Source organism: Mesorhizobium sp. WSM4841 (genome assembly GCF_055811515.1).
Map to the genome: position 1 here is coordinate 130,708 of NZ_JBVVQC010000003.1, position 19,038 is coordinate 149,745.

Annotated in this window: 21 protein-coding genes; 10 read left to right on the forward strand and 11 right to left on the reverse strand. The window is 63.1% G+C overall.

Annotated features, from left to right (window positions below; all coding sequences use genetic code 11):
- Positions 1-148: 148 nt before the first annotated feature.
- Positions 149-592: a hypothetical protein gene (locus AC0L14_RS04525; protein ID WP_473748757.1), complete on the forward strand. Its 444-nt coding sequence runs from the start codon at positions 149-151 to the stop codon at positions 590-592.
- A gap of 105 nt (positions 593-697) precedes the next feature.
- Here the strand turns inward: AC0L14_RS04525 and AC0L14_RS04530 are convergent, their stop codons facing one another.
- Entirely contained in the window at positions 698-1,870 is a 1,173-nt protein-coding gene (locus AC0L14_RS04530; RefSeq protein WP_473748758.1) for an amidohydrolase, read from the reverse strand.
- Here AC0L14_RS04530 and AC0L14_RS04535 point away from each other — a divergent pair.
- Positions 1,800-2,798 (forward strand): AraC family transcriptional regulator, encoded by a 999-nt coding sequence (locus AC0L14_RS04535; protein ID WP_473748759.1) that lies wholly within the window; start codon positions 1,800-1,802, stop codon positions 2,796-2,798. The two genes, AC0L14_RS04530 and AC0L14_RS04535, sit on opposite strands and share 71 nt — an antisense overlap.
- 71 nt (positions 2,799-2,869) lie before the next feature.
- Complete coding sequence (locus AC0L14_RS04540; RefSeq protein ID WP_473748760.1) at positions 2,870-3,304, forward strand: cupin domain-containing protein; 435 nt, start codon at positions 2,870-2,872, stop codon at positions 3,302-3,304.
- 28 nt (positions 3,305-3,332) lie between these two features.
- Here AC0L14_RS04540 and AC0L14_RS04545 read toward each other — a convergent pair whose 3' ends face one another.
- The 3 genes from AC0L14_RS04545 to AC0L14_RS04555 all read right to left on the reverse strand — a co-directional run bounded on the left by AC0L14_RS04545 (position 3,333) and on the right by AC0L14_RS04555 (position 5,436).
- The gene (locus tag AC0L14_RS04545) at positions 3,333-3,893 is read right to left on the reverse strand and encodes a nuclear transport factor 2 family protein (protein ID WP_473748761.1); all 561 of its coding nucleotides are present in this window, start codon (positions 3,891-3,893) and stop codon (positions 3,333-3,335) included.
- The gene (locus AC0L14_RS04550) at positions 3,890-4,870 is read right to left on the reverse strand and encodes an alpha/beta hydrolase (protein ID WP_473748762.1); all 981 of its coding nucleotides are present in this window, start codon (positions 4,868-4,870) and stop codon (positions 3,890-3,892) included. Before AC0L14_RS04550 ends, AC0L14_RS04545 begins: the two co-directional genes overlap by 4 nt.
- 62 nt (positions 4,871-4,932) lie before the next feature.
- Entirely contained in the window at positions 4,933-5,436 is a 504-nt protein-coding gene (locus AC0L14_RS04555; RefSeq protein WP_473748763.1) for a nuclear transport factor 2 family protein, read from the reverse strand.
- 127 nt (positions 5,437-5,563) lie between these two features.
- On the opposite strand from AC0L14_RS04555, the gene AC0L14_RS04560 reads away from it, so the two are divergent.
- Positions 5,564-6,472 (forward strand): LysR family transcriptional regulator, encoded by a 909-nt coding sequence (locus AC0L14_RS04560; RefSeq protein ID WP_473748764.1) that lies wholly within the window; start codon positions 5,564-5,566, stop codon positions 6,470-6,472.
- Between the two features lie 51 nt (positions 6,473-6,523).
- On the opposite strand, the gene AC0L14_RS04565 is transcribed toward AC0L14_RS04560, so the two are convergent.
- On the reverse strand, positions 6,524-6,979 hold the full coding sequence (locus AC0L14_RS04565) for a carboxymuconolactone decarboxylase family protein (RefSeq protein WP_473748765.1): 456 nt from the start codon (positions 6,977-6,979) through the stop codon (positions 6,524-6,526).
- A gap of 307 nt (positions 6,980-7,286) precedes the next feature.
- On the opposite strand from AC0L14_RS04565, the gene AC0L14_RS04570 reads away from it, so the two are divergent.
- On the forward strand, positions 7,287-8,051 hold the full coding sequence (locus AC0L14_RS04570; protein ID WP_473748766.1) for a copper homeostasis protein CutC: 765 nt from the start codon (positions 7,287-7,289) through the stop codon (positions 8,049-8,051).
- A 19-nt stretch (positions 8,052-8,070) separates the two neighbouring features.
- Positions 8,071-8,568: a GNAT family N-acetyltransferase gene (locus AC0L14_RS04575; protein WP_473748767.1), complete on the forward strand. Its 498-nt coding sequence runs from the start codon at positions 8,071-8,073 to the stop codon at positions 8,566-8,568.
- Between the two features lie 64 nt (positions 8,569-8,632).
- Here the strand turns inward: AC0L14_RS04575 and AC0L14_RS04580 are convergent, their stop codons facing one another.
- From AC0L14_RS04580 to AC0L14_RS04595, 4 genes are all read right to left on the reverse strand, one after another.
- A complete protein-coding gene (locus tag AC0L14_RS04580; protein ID WP_473748768.1) occupies positions 8,633-9,430 on the reverse strand; it encodes an FAD binding domain-containing protein in 798 nt (265 codons plus the stop codon).
- 134 nt (positions 9,431-9,564) lie between these two features.
- Positions 9,565-11,913: a xanthine dehydrogenase family protein molybdopterin-binding subunit gene (locus tag AC0L14_RS04585; protein WP_473489224.1), complete on the reverse strand. Its 2,349-nt coding sequence runs from the start codon at positions 11,911-11,913 to the stop codon at positions 9,565-9,567.
- A gap of 110 nt (positions 11,914-12,023) precedes the next feature.
- Entirely contained in the window at positions 12,024-12,524 is a 501-nt protein-coding gene (locus tag AC0L14_RS04590; RefSeq protein WP_473748769.1) for a (2Fe-2S)-binding protein, read from the reverse strand.
- Positions 12,525-12,784: 260 nt separating this feature from the next.
- Complete coding sequence (locus AC0L14_RS04595) at positions 12,785-13,216, reverse strand: nuclear transport factor 2 family protein (protein WP_473748770.1); 432 nt, start codon at positions 13,214-13,216, stop codon at positions 12,785-12,787.
- 294 nt (positions 13,217-13,510) lie between these two features.
- Here AC0L14_RS04595 and AC0L14_RS04600 point away from each other — a divergent pair, with 294 nt between their 5' ends.
- Positions 13,511-14,590: an FIST N-terminal domain-containing protein gene (locus AC0L14_RS04600; RefSeq protein WP_473527631.1), complete on the forward strand. Its 1,080-nt coding sequence runs from the start codon at positions 13,511-13,513 to the stop codon at positions 14,588-14,590.
- 8 nt (positions 14,591-14,598) lie between these two features.
- The gene (locus tag AC0L14_RS04605) at positions 14,599-15,939 is read left to right on the forward strand and encodes an ATP-binding response regulator (protein WP_473527632.1); all 1,341 of its coding nucleotides are present in this window, start codon (positions 14,599-14,601) and stop codon (positions 15,937-15,939) included.
- 44 nt (positions 15,940-15,983) lie between these two features.
- On the opposite strand, the gene AC0L14_RS04610 is transcribed toward AC0L14_RS04605, so the two are convergent.
- Positions 15,984-16,352, reverse strand: coding sequence for a hypothetical protein (locus AC0L14_RS04610; RefSeq protein ID WP_473527633.1), 369 nt, complete (start codon positions 16,350-16,352; stop codon positions 15,984-15,986).
- Positions 16,353-16,384: 32 nt separating this feature from the next.
- Positions 16,385-17,068, reverse strand: a complete 684-nt coding sequence (locus tag AC0L14_RS04615; RefSeq protein ID WP_029353323.1) for a response regulator — start codon at positions 17,066-17,068, stop codon at positions 16,385-16,387.
- 114 nt (positions 17,069-17,182) lie between these two features.
- On the opposite strand from AC0L14_RS04615, the gene maiA reads away from it, so the two are divergent.
- On the forward strand, positions 17,183-17,833 hold the full coding sequence (maiA, locus tag AC0L14_RS04620) for a maleylacetoacetate isomerase (RefSeq protein ID WP_473489217.1): 651 nt from the start codon (positions 17,183-17,185) through the stop codon (positions 17,831-17,833).
- A 32-nt stretch (positions 17,834-17,865) separates the two neighbouring features.
- Positions 17,866-18,906, forward strand: coding sequence for a zinc-dependent alcohol dehydrogenase family protein (locus tag AC0L14_RS04625; RefSeq protein ID WP_473489216.1), 1,041 nt, complete (start codon positions 17,866-17,868; stop codon positions 18,904-18,906).
- The last annotated feature ends 132 nt before the right edge of the window (positions 18,907-19,038 follow it).

Genomic DNA, 19,038 nt, shown 5'->3' on the forward strand with positions numbered 1-19,038 from the left:
CGGGTTTGGCGCCCTACCAAACTCTGCGTGTCCTGCTCCACCCCGCCCCCCAAATTAGCTAAAAATTGGTGCGGCGCCGGGCGCGTGGGGGCCCCCCCCCCCGCCGCCCCCCCCGCGCGCCCCGCGACTGTGCTATGGGCAGTGTCAAATGCGAACAATCAGCAGACTTTTCGATTCCCACGACCAGGCAGCGCGTGCCGTTGCCGCGCTTCAGGCGGCAGGAATTTCTCACGAACAGATCAGCGTCATCGGACCTTACGAGGACGAAATCAGCGCTGTCCTGCGCGGTCCTGGCGGTGCCGCACTTGGCGCGGCTGCTGGTCTGTTAATCGGCCTGGGTGCTTTTGGAGCCACCGGCATTGATCCTGTCGGAGCGGCGGCTGGCATGGTCCTCGTCGGTGCGGCCTGTGGCGGCTTTGCTGGCAGGCTTCTCGGGGCATCTGCCGATCTTGCCAAAAAGCCGGGTGAGCCGAATGTTGCACAAGGCGTCATTTTTGTGATGGTGCGCGTCGATGAAAACCAGGCCGATACCGCGCAGGCAGTGCTCGAAAATCCCGTTCACGTAACGCAAGTCGTGGCCACAGCCGGGTGAGATGCGTCGGGTTGGTGTCGCGCAAGACTGTTTCCCGGCTTATGGCCAACGAATCGCATTCAGATCGGCACTTCTCGCTGAGCCATCAGTTTTCCCTCTGACGGTTCACGAGGCGGGAAGCGTCTGCTCGACCAGATTGACGTAGTAGCGCAACACGGTCGGCACGATCTCGTCATTGAATACGTAGCGATCGCCATGCAGCCCCTCGCCGGGACCGACATCGCCGACGCCAATCCACGCGTAGCAGCCGCCTGCCTCGCGGATCATGAAGGCGAAATCCTCGCAGCCGAGGCTCGGGCTGAACTCGGTCGTGACGTTCTCCCTCCCGACGGTGGCGGCCGCCGCCTCGACGGCGCGGGCCGTGGCAATCGCCGTATTGATGAGCGGCGGATAGCCCTTCTTGTAGTCGAGCGTGGCCTTGAGCGAATGGGCTGCGGCAATACCCCGGGCGATCTCGCCGATCAGCTTCTCGCAATGATCGGAATGACCGGGCTCGAAAAAGCGGCAGGTGCCTTGCAGCCAGACCTTGCCAGGCACGATGTTGCCGGCATTGCCACCATGGATCTGGGTGAGGCTGACGACCAGCGCGCTTTGCGGATCGACCGAGCGGCTGACAATGCGCTGGACGGCCTGGACAAAGGCGCCCGCGGCCAGGATCGGGTCGTCGCCGAGCTGCGGCATGGCGGCATGCGCGCCAAGACCCTCGAAGGTCAGCTCGAAATTGTCGACGGCGGCCATCTGCGCTCCAACGCGAGCCGCGATCGTCCCCAGTCTGACGCCCGGCCAGTTGTGGACGCCATACATGGCCTCGACTGGGAAACGCCTGAACACGCCGTCTTCGATCATGCGCAAGCTGCCGCCTTCATTTTCTTCGGCTGGCTGGAAGATGAAGTAGACGATGCCGTCGAAGGCGCGGGATTGGCTGAGCAGCCTGGCCGCGCCGAGCAGCATGGCGGTGTGGCCGTCATGGCCGCAGGCGTGCATCACGCCCTCATTCCTGGAGGCATAGGGCAAGCCGGTCCTCTCCACCACCGGAAGCGCGTCCAGCTCGGCGCGGAGACCGATGGCGCGCGTGCCCGTGCCGCTGCGCAGGACGCCGACAACCCCAGTGCCGCCGATCCCCTCATGCACCTCATCGAAGGCGAAGGCGCGCAGTTTCTCGGCAACGAAACGTGCCGTTTCGTTCTCATCGAATCCGAGTTCCGGATTGGAATGGATATGGTGGCGCCAGGCTATCACCTCTGGCGTCAAGGAGGCGATGGGGTCATTATGCAGCACGACGCTCTCCTTCCATGCCGGCAAAGGGCGGTTTGATCCGGGATCACGATTAGAAGGTCGCATAAGAGGCGTCTTGAACCAGATTGACCGCAGCGGGGACGAAAAAGACGTGGACGCAGCAGAGATCAGGAAGTACTGGCGCCATCCCTGCTTCCCTGACCTTGGCCTGTTCAAGGCGCGCTTCACGCGGCACCGCTACGAGTTGCACACCCATCCAACCTATGTGATCGCCTTGATCACAGCTGGCTGCGAACGCATCCGCATCGGACGCCACAGCGTTCTTGCTCCGGCAGGCACCATTGCCATTGTGAATCCCGAGGAGTGGCATGATGGGGAACAAGGTGCGGATGGAGGCTGGGCCTACCGGACGTTTTATCCCTCGGTGCCGCTGATGGCGGGGCTCGCCCGCGAGTTGGGCGGAGATGGCGCTCCGGTCTTCTCGCACGCGATCATCGAGGACAGCGATCTCGCCGAAGCATTGGTGGCGGCGCATGAAGGTTCTACGTCCCAGGACGCAACGAAAGCCGAGGCGTCGCTGCTCGTCGCCTTGAGGCATCTCATCGTTCGGCACGGCGATTGGAGCGGGCGAACCGAAGCGATCGAAAGCTCGGGATCGCGACAGAGGTTCTCGCTCTACGAGGACGTTATTGAAAGCGAACTTGGCTCCCAGCTCGACCTGCAGCGGCTTGCCGACGCCGCGTGTGTCACCCGGTTCCAGGTCATCCGGGATTTCAAGAAAGCGATTGGCCTGACGCCGGCGGCCTATATCCGCGACCGGAGACTGCGTCGCGCCAGTTCCTTGATCGAACAGGGGCTCGGCCTCGCCGATGCCGCGATTGCGGCAGGTTTCGCCGACCAGAGCCATCTTTCCCGCACGTTCCGGGCGACGCGCGGCATGACACCTGGCATGTATAGGAGAGGAGGCTGAATGCTCCCAAAGGAGACGCTTGCGCGCGGAAATTTGCTGCGCGATGGTGAAGTTGGGCTTGGGGGGAAACCATGCGAAAAATCCTGGTATCGACGACGCTGCTGCTCGCGGCAGCCCTGTCCGCAACCGCCTCGTACGCGCTGGACGCCAGCGGCACCCCGGTTGTCGTGACCCCGCTTGCCTCGCGCACCGAGACGGCGTCCGGCCAGCCGATCACGCTGCCGCAGAAAAACGTGCAGGTCCTGGTTTCGTCCTTTGAGATTGCGCCGGGCGCGACCTTGCCGGTCCACAAGCACCCGTTTCCCCGCTATGCCTATGTCCAGGGTGGAACGCTTCAGGTCACCAATGTCGAGACCGGCAAGAGCACCACATACAAGTCAGGCGATTTCATCATCGAAATGATCGGGCAGTGGCATCAGGCCACCAATGTCGGCGTCGATCCGGTCAAGCTGCTGGTCATCGACCAAGTCGAAGAAGGCACCAAGAACACGGTTTTGCGCCAGTAGCTGGCAACAGTGGCTACCAGCAGGCTGCTCACTTCGCCGCCGCGCTCACCCGGTCCGCGGCAGCGGCCAGCACGGCGCGGTCGCCCTCCTCGTACAGGCGGCGGACGGCGATGGCGCTGACGCGCCAGCCTTCGGGCGTCCGCACCAGCCGGTGGAGATAGCTGGCGCCGACCGTCCAGAGCCGTGCGTCGATCCAGTGGCTGGCACGGACATGGCTGCGCGCAACCGCATCGTTGCCCGCGCCTTCGACAACGATGTTGGTGATGAGGTGCTGGGTGGCGTCGAAGCCCGGCAGCAGATCTTGCCACTGAGCAATCAACGAGTCGCGGTCGCTGGTCGCCGCCTCGCCACCGAAAAGGCTCGTATAGTCGGTCGTGACGCGGGCCGCGAGATAGGATTTGACCCGGTTCCATTCGCGCAAATCGGCATAAAGGCCGATCCCCGCCACTGCCTCGGCGATGGCGGTCCTGTCTTCGACCGTCAGCGCAGCCGTGGACTGCGTGGTGCTCAAGGCCGGCGCACAGCTGGCGGTAGACGTCGCGGCGAAAACTGCCGAGGCCAAGACGTGCCGGCGGGTGACGGGGCTCATTGTCCTGCCTCCCCTGCACTGCCCAGCGTGGCGCGGAAATGCGCGGCGACGGCGTCGGTCGCCGCCTCCACCGGCGCGGCGCCGTCGTAGAAATCGAACTGGGTCACATTGTCGAGCCACAGTTCCTGCTTCGGCCCGGTCAGTCGCGCGTAAAATTTGTGCGCACCCTGCGGGATGGCAGCCGCCTCGCTATGCACCATCAGGAAGGGCTGATGCAGGCGCAGAGCAGCCTGGATCGCGTCGAATGTCAGCCAGCCGCGCCAGAAGGCCGGATCGGCCTCGTTGCGCCAGGCCGGGATCATGCCGCGATCGGGCTCGGTGTAGTAAGGCACCTTGAACATGATCGCCCGCTGGTCGGTCAGGCTGGCGGCGGGCAGGAATGCCTGCTTGCCGGTGCGGCGATAGGCGGCCTCGGCCGCATTGCTCGCGGCTTCAAGCCTGGCGACCCCGTCCTTGCCGCCATAGGTCTGCTCGACCACCTCGGCATCGTGCAGCCAGGGCGCGACCAAGGCGACCGACTTGATCCCGGGATGTTTAGCGGCGGCAGTGACCATATAGCCGGAGCTGGCGCAAATGCCGAGCCCGCCGATGCGGTCCTTGCTGACCTCGGGCCGGGTTGCGAGATAGGCGACCGCCGCTTCGATGTCGGCGATCTTGGCGCTGGGGTCCTCGTATTGACGCCGAGCGCCGCCGCTTTCGCCCCAACCGCGAAAATCGAAGGTCAAGGAGACGAACCCGCGGTCGGCCATCTCGCGGGCGTAGCGGGCGGCCATCTGTTCCTTCACCGTCATCCATGCGCCGGTCGCGACCAGCGCGGGCCGAGCTTTCGCCGGGTCCATATCCTCGGGCAGATAGAGATCGCCGACGATCTGCTCACCGTGCGAGACGAAAGTGACGCGCTCGACGCGCGGTGCGGCGAAGGCGCTGGAGCCGAGCGCGACGGCGGTGGCCGCGGCTAGCGTCAGGATTTTCAACATCGCAAGTCTCCTTTGGCTTGGAGCGAGAAACGCGGCGCGACGGATTTAGGAAGGCCGCCGTCTCAGCGGTCGTCCGCCAGTCGGCCGGGCAGTGGCTTCAGCGGGTAGTGCGTCCAGTAGAAGGCGTCCGACTGGTACATGTCGGTCAAGAAATTCTGTGCCTCGGCGATCTTGCCGTCCTTGATGCGAAACATCAGGGCGTAGAGCTGGTCGATCTCGGGACCTGGGCCGACGTTCGACCAGCCGCGATGGATGTCGACGACGAGGTCGCCCTGCGCCTGGAAGAAGATCGGCTCAGCCCTAAATTTGCCGTCGGCCAAGCCGCGGAAGAAGGCGACCACTTCCTCCGGCCCGCGCTTGTCGCCGGCGAGCGGATGGTGGCCGGGAATGCGCCACACGATGTCGGGCGCGAGGAAGGGCCGCACGGCCTCCGGGTTCCCGGTCGCGTAAGCTGCGTAATAGTCCTTGATCAGCTGGATGTTGCGGTCTTCCTGAGGACCGCCGCTCGCGGGGGCGGCGGACACGGCCAGGAGAGCGCCGGCGGCGAGCGAAGCGAGCCTGGTCATCAGTCCTGTCTCCTTGCCTGTTCGAGCCGTCGCAACAGCGATGCCCATTCGTCGGACCCAACATGAGGCTTTTTGCTCACCGGAAAAACCCGTATAGTTCGACAAGGCTATTTGGAATATCCTCACAATGCGCCTCGACCAGTTCAGTGGCATCGTCGCCTTCGTGAAGGTCGCTGAGGCCAAGAGCTTCACCCGCGCCGCGGCCGAACTCGGCGTCGCCCCGGCCTCTTTGAGCGAGGCGGTCAAAGGGCTTGAGGAGCGTCTGGGGGTGCGGCTCCTCAACCGCACGACCCGCAGCGTTGGCTTGACCGAAGCCGGCGCCCACTATTTTGACCACGTGCGCCCAGCGGCCGAAGAGATCCGGGCGGCTGGCGCGGCGCTGCGCGAGACCCGCGATCGCCCCGCCGGCACGCTGCGCCTGAGCCTGCCGTGGATCGCCGCGCCGCTGCTGATCGAGCCGCTGATGGGGCCGTTCATGGACGCTTACCCGGAAGTGCGGCTTAGGCTGATCTTCGACGACAGCTTCATCGATATCGCCGCTCAGGGCTTCGATGCCGGCCTGCGGATCGGCGAGCTTCTCGAGAAGGATATGGTCGGCGCGCGCCTGGGCGGGCCGCTGCAGACGGTCGTGTTGGGCAGCCCGGACTATCTGGCGCGTAACGGCACGCCGAAGCGACCCGCCGACCTCGCCGCCCACCGCTGCATCGCCTTCGCCTTCACCCGCACCCGCGCCATCTCGCCCTGGGAGTTCGTCGTGGATGGACGCCAAGTCGAGTTCACGCCCGACGCACGTCTGATCGTGAACACACTTCCGCTCTGCATCACCGCCGCCGCGCAAGGGCTTGGCCTAGCCTTTGCCGTCGAAGGCCTCGCTGCGCCGCTTCTCGCCTCAGGCGCGCTGGTCAAGGTGCTGGAGCCTTTCTGTCCCACCTATGAACCGCTCCACCTCTATTATCCCAGCCGCCGTCTCGTCCCGCCCAAGCTGCGAGCCTTCATCGACTTCGTGCGCGCGAACGCCCACAATTTGCGGATCTGATGCGCCGCCGCGAAAACCGACATGTGCCGCGGCGCATATCGGCGAACAGGCTCATCCCCAGGCGCCGACCATCTGCCTGGTGGCGGCGTTGAGGCGGTTGAAGGCGTTGATCAAGGCAATCTGGACGACTAGTGCGGCAAGCGCCTTCTCGTCATAATGCCGGGCGGCCTCGTCCCAGATCGCGTCCGGCACCGGGTCCGGCCGGTCGCAAAGCCGGGTTGTTGCCTCGGCAAGCGCAAGAGCCGCGCGTTCGGCGTCGGTGAAGTAAGGCGTCTCCCGCCAGGCGGACACGGTGAAGATGCGCTCGTCCTTTTCGCCGGCCTTCTTCAATTCGCATGCATGCATGTCGATACAGACGCTGCATCCGTTGATCTGGCTGGCGCGCAAATGGACGAGCTTGCGCGTCACATAGGGCAGGTCGGCCGTTTCCGTCGACTTGTCCAGGGCGAGCAGCGCCTGCAGCGCGCCGGGAATGAGAAGCACAGGGTTTTTCAGTCTTGCTTGCATGGTGGTCTCCCTTGTTTGCCGATCCCGGATGCCAATCATCCGGGTTTTTGGTTTTACCGTTTCGTTCGTCCTGAAGGCCGGATCGGAGAGGGTTCTGAAGAAATCATCGGCCGCGCTGTCCACGCCAAAACCCATAACCCGTTAGCTATGGATTTACCCATAACTCATTGGTTATGAGTGTGTCAAGCGGGAAATTGGCGGCAATGCAAACGGCAGCGATCCGTCGCGTTGAGCCAATAATTCCGGCTTTCGCGGCAAGGAGCCCGATGCTAGGGCTGCACGTCTTGAATCCGCAACGGATCGCCCTGTGACCGACACCGAACGCCCTCGCCTGCCGCTGATCGAAATCTGTGTCGAAGGCATAGATGGCCTGCTCGCCGCGCAAGCCGCCGGCGCCGACCGGGTCGAGCTGTGCGCCAGCCTGGTCGAGGGCGGCATCACGCCGAGTTTTGGCACGGTGCGCGCAGCCCTCGAACTCGCGACGGTCCCGTTCCACGTCATCGTGCGGCCGCGCGGCGGCGATTTTCTCTACAGCGATGCTGAATACGGTTCGATGCTCGCCGATGTGCGCGCGCTGAGCGAGCTTGGCGTGGCCGGCGTCGTCGTTGGCTGCCTGAACGCTGACGGCACCATCGACGAAAAGCGCATGAGCGAATTGGTGCAGGCGGCAGGGTCCTTGAACGTCACCTGCCACCGTGCCTTCGACATGACGCGCGATCCGGCCGAGGCGCTGGAAGCGCTGATCCGCAGCAAGGTCGGCCGCGTGCTGACCAGCGGCCAGCGCGACACCGCATTGGACGGCGTTACCCTGCTGGCGGAACTCGTCCGGCAGGCGGGGAAGCGCACCATCATTCTCGGTTGCGGCGGGCTCGACCCCACGAACATCGCCGAGGTGCGGGAAAGATCCGGACTGACTGAAATGCACTTCGCCGCACTCAAGCACGTGCCGAGCGCCATGCGCTACCGCAATCCGCATGTCGGCATGGGCGGCACCGACCTTGACCGCGAATACCGCAACACCGTGACCGACGCGGCGCTTGTGGCTGCGACGATTGCGGCGGCGCGAGCATGATCCCGAAGGAAGCAAGCATTTGACGCAAGCACGGTTGCCGATCGAAAAAGTCTCGCCGCAGGACGAGCCCGCCGTCCTCGCCCTCAATAACGAGCACGCGACCGAGCTGTCGTGGCTTGGGCCGGAACGCCTGTCCTTCCTGCTCGGCGAAGCGTTTTATGCCCGCCGCATCGGCGCGCTCGAAGCCTTCATCATGACCTTCGACCAGGACGCCCGCTACGACAGCCCGAACTTCCTGTGGTTCCGCGAGCGCTACCAGCGCTTCGTCTATGTCGACCGCGTCGTCGTTGCGGAGGAAGCGCGTGGCCGCGGCCATGCCCGACGGCTCTATGAGGATCTGTTCGACCATGCAATGCGTGCCGGCCAGACCATCGTCACTTGCGAGGTGAATGCCGACCCGCCCAATCAGGCGTCGGATGCCTTTCACGCAGCGCTCGGCTTCGTCGAAGTCGGCGACGCGGTGATCCACGGCGGCAAGAAGGCGGTCCGCTACTATATCAGGCAGACCACCGGCTGAGGCGACAGCCCTACCAGTTGCGGTTCAGCCAAGCACGGGCCGGCTTTTCGATGGACCGGCAGATTCAGGCGTTGGCGGCAGCCACTGCGCGCTTGGCCATCACCGCGATCAGATTGGCCCGGTAGTCGGCCGAGGCGTGGATGTCGCTCATCAAATTCTTCGCCGAAATCTTCATGCCGTCGAGTGCGGCTGCCGTGAAACTCTTGGCCAGCGCCGCCTCGATTTCCTTCGAACGGAAGACGCCGTCATCCCCGGCCCCGGTGACGGCGACCCTGACGCCGTCCTTGCCCTTGGCCACGAACACCCCAACGATCGCGTAGCGCGAGGCAGGATTGCGGAACTTTTCATAGGCCGCCTTGGCCGGCGCGGTGAAGGTCACGGCGGTGATGATCTCGCCGTCTTTCAGCGCCGTCTCGAACAGGCCGGTGAAGAACTTGCCGGCCGCGATCTCGCGCTTGTTGGTGACGATGGTGGCGTCGAGCGCAAGAAGTGCTGCCGGATAGTCGGCCGCCGGATCGTTGTTGGCGATCGAGCCGCCGATCGTGCCCTTGTAGCGTACCGCCGGATCGCCGATCCGGGACGCCATATGGGCGAGCGCCGGACACGCCTTCTTCAGCTTCTCGTCGCTGGCGACATCGTGATGCGTGGTGGCGGCGCCGATGGTGACGGTCTTGCCCGACACCTTGACGCCTTGCAGTTCCTTGATCCGCGACAGATCGACCAGGTCGGAAGGCGCGGCAAGTCGCGTCTTCATCGCGGGGATCAGCGTCATGCCGCCCGACAACAGCTTTGCATCGCCGCTCTTGAGCAGCTTGGCGGCGTCGGCGACAGAGGAGGCGCGGTGATAGTTGACTGAGTACATGGGATACTCCCGTGCGAGATAGTGAATAGTGAATGGTGAATAGTGAGTAGTTATTAGTAAGTAGTGAGTAGTGAATGGGAAGAGCTTCGGCGAAATCTAACTATTCACTATTCACTATTCACTACTCACTCCTTTCAGTGTTTCGTCGCCCGGATCGCTGCCCAGACCGTGGACGGCGATGCCGGCATGGCGATATCGGTGATGCCGATGGCGTCGGTGATGGCATTGATCACTGCCGGCGGTGAGCCAATGGCGCCGGCCTCGCCGCAGCCCTTGATGCCGAGCGGATTGCCCGGGCACGGTGTGTTCGAGGTCGAGACCTTGAACGACGGCAGGTCGTCGGCGCGCGGCATCGTGTAGTCCATATAGCTCGCCGTCAAAAGCTGCCCGCTGGCGTCGTAGCGAGTGCCCTCCAGCAAGGCTTGGCCGATGCCTTGTGCGACGCCGCCATGCACCTGGCCTTCGACGATCATCGGGTTGATGATGTTGCCGAAATCGTCGGCCGCGACGAACTGGACGATCTCGGTCACGCCGGTCTCCGGATCGATTTCAACCTCGCAGACATAGCAGCCGGCCGGGAAGGTGAAGTTTGACGGATCGTAGAATGAGGTCTCCTTCAGCCCCGGCTCCATGCCGCCTGGCAGGTTGTGGGCCGTGTAGGCTGCAAGCGCCATCTGGAACCATGGCACGCTCTTATCGGTGCCGGTGACCTTCAACGCGCCGTTTTCGATGACGATGTCACCCTCGTCGGCCTCGAGCAGATGGGCGGCGATCTTCTTGGCCTTGGCCTCGACCTTATCGAGCGCCTTGGCGACGGCCGACATGCCGACGGCGCCCGAGCGCGAACCGTAGCTTCCCATGCCCATCTGCACCTTGTCGGTATCGCCATGGACGATCGAGACGCTGTCTATCGGCACGCCAAAGCGCTGGCTGACCAGCTGCGCGAAGGTCGTCTCATGGCCCTGGCCGTGGCTGTGCGAGCCGGTCAGCACCTCGATGGTGCCGACGGCGTTGACGCGCACCTCGGCACTTTCCCAAAGGCCGACACCCGCTCCAAGACTGCCGACCGCCGCCGACGGCGCCAGGCCGCAGGCCTCGATATAGTTGCTCATGCCGATGCCGCGCAGCTTGCCTTTCTTGGCGGCGGCGGCCTTGCGCTCGGCAAAGCCGGCATAGTCGGCAGCCGCCATCGCCGCGTCGAGCGAAGCGGCATAATCGCCGGCGTCATAGTTCATGATGACCGGCGTCTGGTGCGGAAACGACGTGATGAAGTTCTTTCGGCGAAGCTCCGCCGGCGACACGCCCAACTCGCGTGCGGCGGTCTCCATGGTGCGTTCGAGCAGATAGGTGGCTTCCGGCCGCCCTGCCCCGCGATAGGCGTCGACCGGCGCGGTGTTGGTATAGACGGCACGCACATTGGCGTGGATCGCCGGAATATCGTACTGGCCCGATAACAGCGTCGCGTAGAGATAGGTCGGCACGCAGGACGAGAACAGCGACATGTAGGCGCCGAGATTGGCGATGGTGTCGACCTTCAGCCCGGTGATCCTGTTGTCTTTGTCGAAGGCCATCTCCACTGTCGAGACATGGTCACGGCCATGGGCGTCGGTGAGAAAACTCTCGGTGCGGTCAGCAACCCATTTGACCGGCACGCCGGTCTTCTTCGAGGCCCACAGGCAGATGATTTCTTCCGGATAGATGTAGATCTTCGAGCCGAAGCCGCCGCCGACATCCGGCGCGATGACGCGCAGCTTGTTTTCAGGCGCGACATTGTAGAAGGCGCTCATCACCAGGCGCGCAAGATGCGGGTTCTGCGAAGTCGTCCAGCACGTGTAGTGATCCTCGGCCTTGTCGTAATAGCCTAGTGCGGCACGCGGCTCCATGGCGTTGGGCACCAGCCGGTTGTTGACGATCTTCATGCGGGTGACGTGGGCAGCGGCCTTGATCGCCGCATTGGTCGCGGTGCTGTCGCCGAGCTCCCAGTCGAAAATCAGATTGCCTTCGGCTTCCGGATGGATCTGTGGTGCGCTCCTTTCGAGCGCCTTCGGAGCATCGACGACTGCCTTCAGTTCTTTGTAGGTGATATCGACTGCTTCGGCCGCGTCGCGCGCCTGGCCCTTGGTTTCGGCAACCACGACGACCACCGCGTCGCCGACGTAGCGGACCCTGTCGAAGGCCAGCGGCGACCACGCCCCCATCTTCATCGGCGAGCCGTCCTTGGAATGGATCATCCACCCGCAGATGAGATTGCCGATGCCGTCGGCCTTGAGCTCCTTGCCGGTCAGCACACCGATGACGCCCGGCATCGCCTGGGCCTTTTTGACATCGATCTTCTTGATCTGTGCATGCGCGTACGGGCTGCGCACGAAGGCCGCATGCTTCATGCCGGGAACCACCATGTCATCAACATAGCGGCCGGCGCCGGTAATGAACCGCTTGTCTTCCTTGCGCGCTACACGAGCGCCAACACCTTCAATGCCCATCGCAGAAATTCCTCCCGAAAAAGTAGGGGAATAGGGGAGTAAGGCAGTAGGGAATTAAGAGCCAAATCGCTTACTCCCCTACTCCCCTATTCACCTACTCACTTCATCCCTCACGCAGCCTGCTTCGCTTTCCCCCTCGCCCCCTTGGCCATCGTCTCCGATGCGGCGAGGATCGCCTTCACGATGTTGTGGTAGCCGGTGCAGCGGCAGATGTTGCCTTCGAGCTCGGCGCGCACCGTGGCCTCGTCGAGGCCTTCGGGGTGACGGGCAATCATGTCGGTCGCCGCCATGATCATGCCCGGCGTGCAGAAACCGCACTGCAGCCCATGATGCTCCTTGAACGCCGCCTGCACCGGATGCAGGTCGGCGCCGTCCGCCAAGCCTTCGATCGTCACGATGGTCGATCCGGAGGCTTGCACCGCAAGCATCGTGCAGGATTTTACCGCCTTGCCATCGACATGGATCACACAGGCGCCGCATTGCGAGGTGTCGCAGCCGACATGCGTCCCGGTCAGGCCGAGATTCTCCCTCAAGAAATGAACCAGAAGCGTACGGTCTTCGGCAGTGCCGCTGACCCGCTTTCCGTTCACCGTCAACGATATGTCCGACATGAAACCTCCCTGGGTGCTACCTTGGTCGTTCTGGCGTCGGTGGTGCCCGAGCCCTCCATCTGTCCGCTATTCTTATACCGCATAAAGCACGGGGAAAAAGTGCCGCGGAATGCCGAGATTGCGAGAATGCAGTTCGTCCGAAAATCCGCCTATTGTACTTTCGGTCACGCAAAGACAGGAAATGGCGCAACGAAGCGAACCACGATCGCCGTGCGAAGCCGCCTTCCGGCCATCAGCGGCCGAGGCTGGCCAAGCCGATTTCAGCCGACGCCGTGTTTTCTGAGAACCTCCTGCTCGTCGCCTGACACCCAGCCGAATATTTTAGGCTCTCCGGCCAGTTTCTGCACGAGGTAGTGGACGTTGAAATCGATCGTGACGTCAGTTTGGCCCTTGCGCGCAAAGATCGACGTCCAGGCGACGTGGGCAACGCAATGATGCTCGTCAATCGGCGAGATGCCAACATCGCGTATTCGCATCTCCTTGGTGCCGATCGCTCGATAGCGAGCATAGCCTTGTTCCATAGCCTGCTTGAGCTGGTCGTCGTTCTTCCCGATCATGACGCCGGCAGGCGACGCCGCAATGAAGGCGGAAGCATAGACCGATGTCACTTCGTCCATGTCGGCATCACCGGCGAGGGATTTCCGGAAAAGCCGCTCGTACCGTTCGAATAGCTTCCTGACCTGGGCGTCCATGGATCACTCGCTTCCGCTGTGGTTTTGGATCTGAAGTTTCTGAGCGCCGATGCCGTCAAAAACAGCAGAAAATTCAATTCCGTCATGTTGGCTCATTGCCAAAGTAGCACTTGAAGACAACAATGACTTCGACGCCGGCGCGCCAGGATCACAAAAAAGAGCCGCGCACAAAAAGAGCGTCGGAGGAAATAGAGGAGGAAGCCGCTGGCCAGTTCACGGACGCGCTATGCATGCGGCCTATCGGTTCTCACCACCGACGAACCCGACGCGGATGCGTTCGCCCGGGCGGTGGCAGTGGAAGCCGCGGCCATCGACGCTGGATTTGCCCTGCTGTTTTTCTCGCAAAGCCTGCTTGAGGCAGTCGCCCTTTCGGAAGCGCTTGAGAACCACGCGCCGGCGCTCCGCTATGCCGGCTGCTCGACGGCCGGAGAGATTACGCCCAAAGGCCTGGAGGACGGCCAGGTCATGGCCATGCTGCTTCCCTCCGCATCTTTTTCGGCAGCCAGCACCATGGTCGAAAATCTGTCCTCATCGGGCATGGACGGGATCACCGGCGAAGTCGAGGCGCTGAGGCGTTCGTTACGCGGGCGCGTCGGGCACGAGCGAGCCGATACCACTTTCGCGCTCTGCCTCATCGACGGGCTGTCCTATGCCGAGGAAGCGGTCACCTCCGCCATCCATTGGGGGCTCGACGATATTCCACTGATCGGCGGGTCGGCTGGCGATGATTTGAAATTCGAGACGACGCGGCTGATCTCGAACGGCAAGGTTGCCTGCGACTGCGCCATCATCGTGCTGATCACTACGGAAATTCCTTTCCACGTGTTCAAGACCGACAATTTTGTCCCCACCGACGAGAAGCTGGTGGTGACCGCGTCCGATCCCGATCACCGCACCGTGCGCGAATTCAACGCCACCAATGCCGCCGAGGAATATGCCGCCTCGGTCGGCGTCATCCCGCAGATGCTGACGCCGCTGAGTTTCGCTTCGCACCCGGTGGTGGTGAAAGTCGGCGGCGAATTTTACTGCCGCTCGATCCAGAAGATGCACGCGGACGGCTCGCTGTCGTTCTTCTGCGCCATCGACGATGGCGTCGTCCTGTCCATCGCCCGACCCAAGAACATGGTTGAATCGACGCGTGCCGCCTTCAGGGATGTCGAGGAAAGGCTTGGCGGCATCGACATGATCCTCGCCTTTGACTGCGTGCTGCGCAGGCTCGATGCGCGCAACCGCCAGGTCTTCCGGGAGATTTCGGAACTTTACAAGGTCAACAACGTCATCGGCTTCGGCACCTATGGCGAGCAGTACCGGTCGATGCATCTGAACCAGACGTTCACCGGCATCGCCTTCGGAGAGCGGCAGGCGGCGGAGTAGGAGGTTTTATGCCGCTCAGGGACATCAATGACCTGGAGAAGCTGAAGAAGATCAACGCAGCCCTTGTCAGCCGCGTCGAGCGATCGATGGATCAGCAAGGCAACGCGTTCTCGCTGTTCCAGACCGCGATTTCGCTCGAGAATCGAGTGCGTACGCGCACCGAGGAACTGCACTCGACACTGCGTAGATTGGAACAATCCAACATCGATTTGAGCGCGGCCAAGGAAAACGCCGAACTGGCGAACCTGTCCAAGACAAGGTTCCTGGCAGCCGCCAGCCACGACGTGTTGCAACCGCTGAACGCCGCGCATCTCTCCGTCTCGGCGTTGGCTGAAGTGCAGACCAGCGACGAAGGCAAAAAACTGGTCCGGCAGGTCGAGCGGTCGCTGGAGACGATGGAGGATCTGCTCCGCACCCTGCTCGACATCTCCAAGCTCGACGCCGGCGTCGTGCAGCCCGATATCGGCGACGTCAGCCTGGAGATGCTGTTTTCGTCGCTGCGCTCGGATTTCCTGCCGGTCGCCGAGTTGAAGGGCCTGACGCTAAAATTCCGGCCGGTCAACGCCGTCGTGCGTTCGGACCGCACCTTGCTGCGCCGCATCCTGCAGAACATCCTTTCCAACGCGCTGCGCTACACCCGCTCCGGTGGCGTGCTGGTTGGCACCAGGCATCGCGGCGACACGATCCGCATCGATGTCGCCGATACCGGCTGCGGTATCCCCGACGACCAGCGCGAGGCGGTGTTCGAGGAATTCCACCGCGGCACGATCCCCACCGATGCCGGGCTTGCCGGCGCCGGGCTGGGACTGGGCCTGGCCATCGTGCGCCGCATCGCCGCCGCACTCGGACATCCCGTGACGTTTTCGTCGAAGGTCGGGCACGGCACGATTTTCCACATCGACGTTCCGGTCGGGATCGGCGCCAGCGTCGATGCCATTGCCAGCAGCGCCGACATGGAGCGGCCGCGCGGCTACGGTCTGTTCGGCACAAAGGTGCTGCTGGTCGAGAACGACGTCGAGGTGCTGCAGGCGATGACATCCCTGCTCGAGCGCTGGCAATGCCTGGTGCGCCCCGCCACCTCGACCGATGCTGCGCTCGAGATGCTTGGCGATACGGACTGGGTGCCGGACATCGTCATCGCCGACCAGCATCTCGACGGCGGCGACCTCGGCACCACGACCATCGCCGAGGTCCGCGAGTATCTCAGCCGTGCCGTGCCGGCGCTGATCGTCACTGCCGACGGTTCGGAGACCGTCGCCAAAGCCGCCCGCGCGGCCGGCATCGAGCTGATGCGCAAGCCGCTGAAACCGGCGCAACTGCGCGCACTGCTGGCGCATCTCCTGGCTTGATGTCAACGACACGGCAGACGACCGCGAGCGACAAGGAAATGGGACTAAGTGAGAAGTATTTCTCTAACAGTCATCTGATCCGACGCGCGACTTTGACCAATCCAATAAAAAATCATTGCCTCTCGAACATCATCATCCTGCCTAAGGACAGCTTTAGCGTACTTGAGAATTTTGGGATTGGCTTCGCCTGCTTCGACCATTTCCTCGATCGAGGCGATCGTCAGCAAAGCCAAGGCACACTTCTCATCATAATTCAGACGGCTAATTGAGGCAGCTTTCAGCATTTCCTCGATGCGATTAGGATCGGCAAACTCGATCTCCCAATCCTGCTCCCGGCCAGAAGCCGGAAGCGACAAGAGTTTGTTTATTGAGCGCTGGGCCTCCCCTGTCGCCCCATAAAATTCCCGCGTCATCTCAAACTCCGAATGCACTGTCGCAGCCGCCGCTAAAACCCCGCCTGGCCGCGAAACAGCTCGGCGCTGTCGAGCTTGGAAACCTCGATGACGGCTTGCGTCCGGCTGTAGACGTTGAGCTTGCGCAGGATCTCGGAGACATGCGCCTTGACGGTGGTTTCGCCGACCTGCAACTCGTAGGCGATCTGCTTGTTGAGCAGGCCCTGGCGCAGCATCTGCAGCACCCGCAATTGCTGCGGCGTCAGTTTGGCAAGCCGCTGCACCATCTCGGCGCGGTCGGTGCTGTCGGCGTCGGGCGGCTGGCCTTCATAGGTTTCAGGCACGTAGATCGCACCTTCCATCACCGAGCGGATGGCGGCGGCCAGGTCGCTCTTGCGCGCCGATTTCGGGATGAAGCCGGCCGCGCCGTAGGACAGCGCCTCGGAAATGATCTTGGGCTCCTCATGCCCCGAAACGATGACCACCGGCAGGCGCGGATAGCGGGTCCGAAGCTGCAGCAGCCCGTCGAAGCCATGCACATCAGGCATGCTGAGGTCGAGCAGCGCGAGATCGAATGGCTTCGCATCCGCCAGAAGCTCAAATGCCTCGGTGATCGAACGTGCCTCGACAGTATCGACGTCCGGATAGGCCATTTGCACAGCGCTGTGCAGCGCCTCGCGAAACAGCGGGTGGTCGTCGATGATTAGAAACCTAGCGCTATCGTTGACTGCGGTCATTGGCGTTCGTTTCGGTTCAGGCAGGATAGAATAGCCCAGCAACCATGGCCAGATTATTGGCAAATAGTACATCCATGCCTTGCCCGGTCGTCCAAATCGGCCGAATGTGCCGCAATGAGCGACCTCGTCCTTCATAACTACTACCGCTCCTCCACCTCCTACCGGGTGCGGATCGCGCTGGAGATGAAGGGCCTGACCTACCAATATGTGCCGCATCATCTGCGCCACGGCGAGCATCTCGAGCCCGCCTATCTCTCAGTCAATCCGCAAGGACTGGTGCCGGCGCTGATCCTGGGCGACGGTACGCTGCTGACGCAATCGCTGGCGATCATCGAATTTCTCGACGAGACCAGGCCCGAACCGCCGCTTTTGCCGCAGGACGCACTTGGCCGGGCCCGCGTCAGGATGCTGGCGCAGATGATCGCCTGCGACATTCATCCGGTGAACAATCTGCGCGTGCTGACCTCACTGCGCACGCTGTTCGGCGCCGGCGACGAGGACGTCGCCAACTGGTTCCGGCACTGGGTGAACGAAGGTTTCCAGCCGCTTGAAAAGATTCTGGCTTCCTCCCCCGAAACAAAGACATTCTGCCATGGCGAAGCGCCGGGACTGGCCGACATCTGCCTGGTCGCACAGGTCACCAGCAACGCCCGGTTCGGCGTCGACATGGCGCCCTACCCGACGATCACACGCATCCACGCCGCCTGCATGGCGCTGCCGGCCTTCCAAAAGGCAGCACCCGAGAACCAGATCGATGCCGAATAGAGCAAGTTGGACAAAAGCATGAGGAATTGCCGATGAAAGCCGTCGTCTTCGAAAAGTTCGGCGAGGTGCCGACGATCCAGACCGTTGCCGATCCGGAGCCGGCACTGGGCGGCGTTGTCATCAAGGTCGAGGCGACCGGGCTCTGCCGCAGCGACTGGCATGGCTGGATGGGCCATGACGATGGTATCCGCCTGCCGCATGTGCCTGGCCACGAGCTTGCCGGCGTCGTCGTGGCCGCCGGCAAGCAGGTGACCCGCTGGAAGGCCGGCGAGCGTGTCACTGTGCCGTTCGCCGTCGGCTGCGGCCGTTGCTTCGAATGCAGCTCCGGCAACCATCAGGTCTGCGAACACCAGTCCCAGCCCGGCTTCACCGGCTGGGGCTCGTTCGCCGAATTTGTCGCCATCGACCATGCCGACACCAATCTGGTCCGCTTGCCGGACGAGATGGAATTCGCCACCGCCGCCAGCCTTGGCTGCCGCTTCGTCACCTCGTTCCGCGCCATTGTCGACCAGGGCCGGGTGACGCCCGGCGAATGGGTGGCCGTGCATGGCTGCGGCGGCGTCGGCCTGTCGGCGATCATGATCGCCAGCGCCATGGGCGCCAACGTGATTGCCATCGACCTGACCGACGAGAAGCTGGACTTCGCCAGCAAGATCGGCGCGGTGGCGACCATCAACGCGGCCAAGACGCCGAACGTGGTCAAGGCGGTCAAGCAGATCACCAATGGCGGCGCGCATATGTCGATGGACGCGCTCGGCCACCCCACCACCTCGTTCAACTCGATCGCGAATCTGCGCCGGCGCGGCCGCCATGTGCAGGTCGGCCTGATGCTCGGCGATCACGCCAGGCCGCAGATACCGATGGACAAGGTGATCGCCTTCGAGCTCGAAATCCGCGGCAGCCACGGCATGCAGGCCCACCGCTACCAGGCGATGATGGAGATGATCCGCACCGGCAAACTCAAACCCGAACTGCTGGTCGGCAAGAAAATCAGCCTCGAAGAGGCGCCAGCCGCACTAATGGCGATGGGCGGCTTCGAAGGCATCGGCATTGGCGTGGTGACCAAGTTCTAGCCAAGTCGGCTCTCCCTTCTCCCCTTGTGGGAGAAGGTGGCCGCGAAGCGGTCGGATGAGGGGTGTTCCAGCTTGGCACGAGCGCGTTCCGGCCAGCACCCGCTGCGCGCCAATCCACCTTCTCCCACAAGG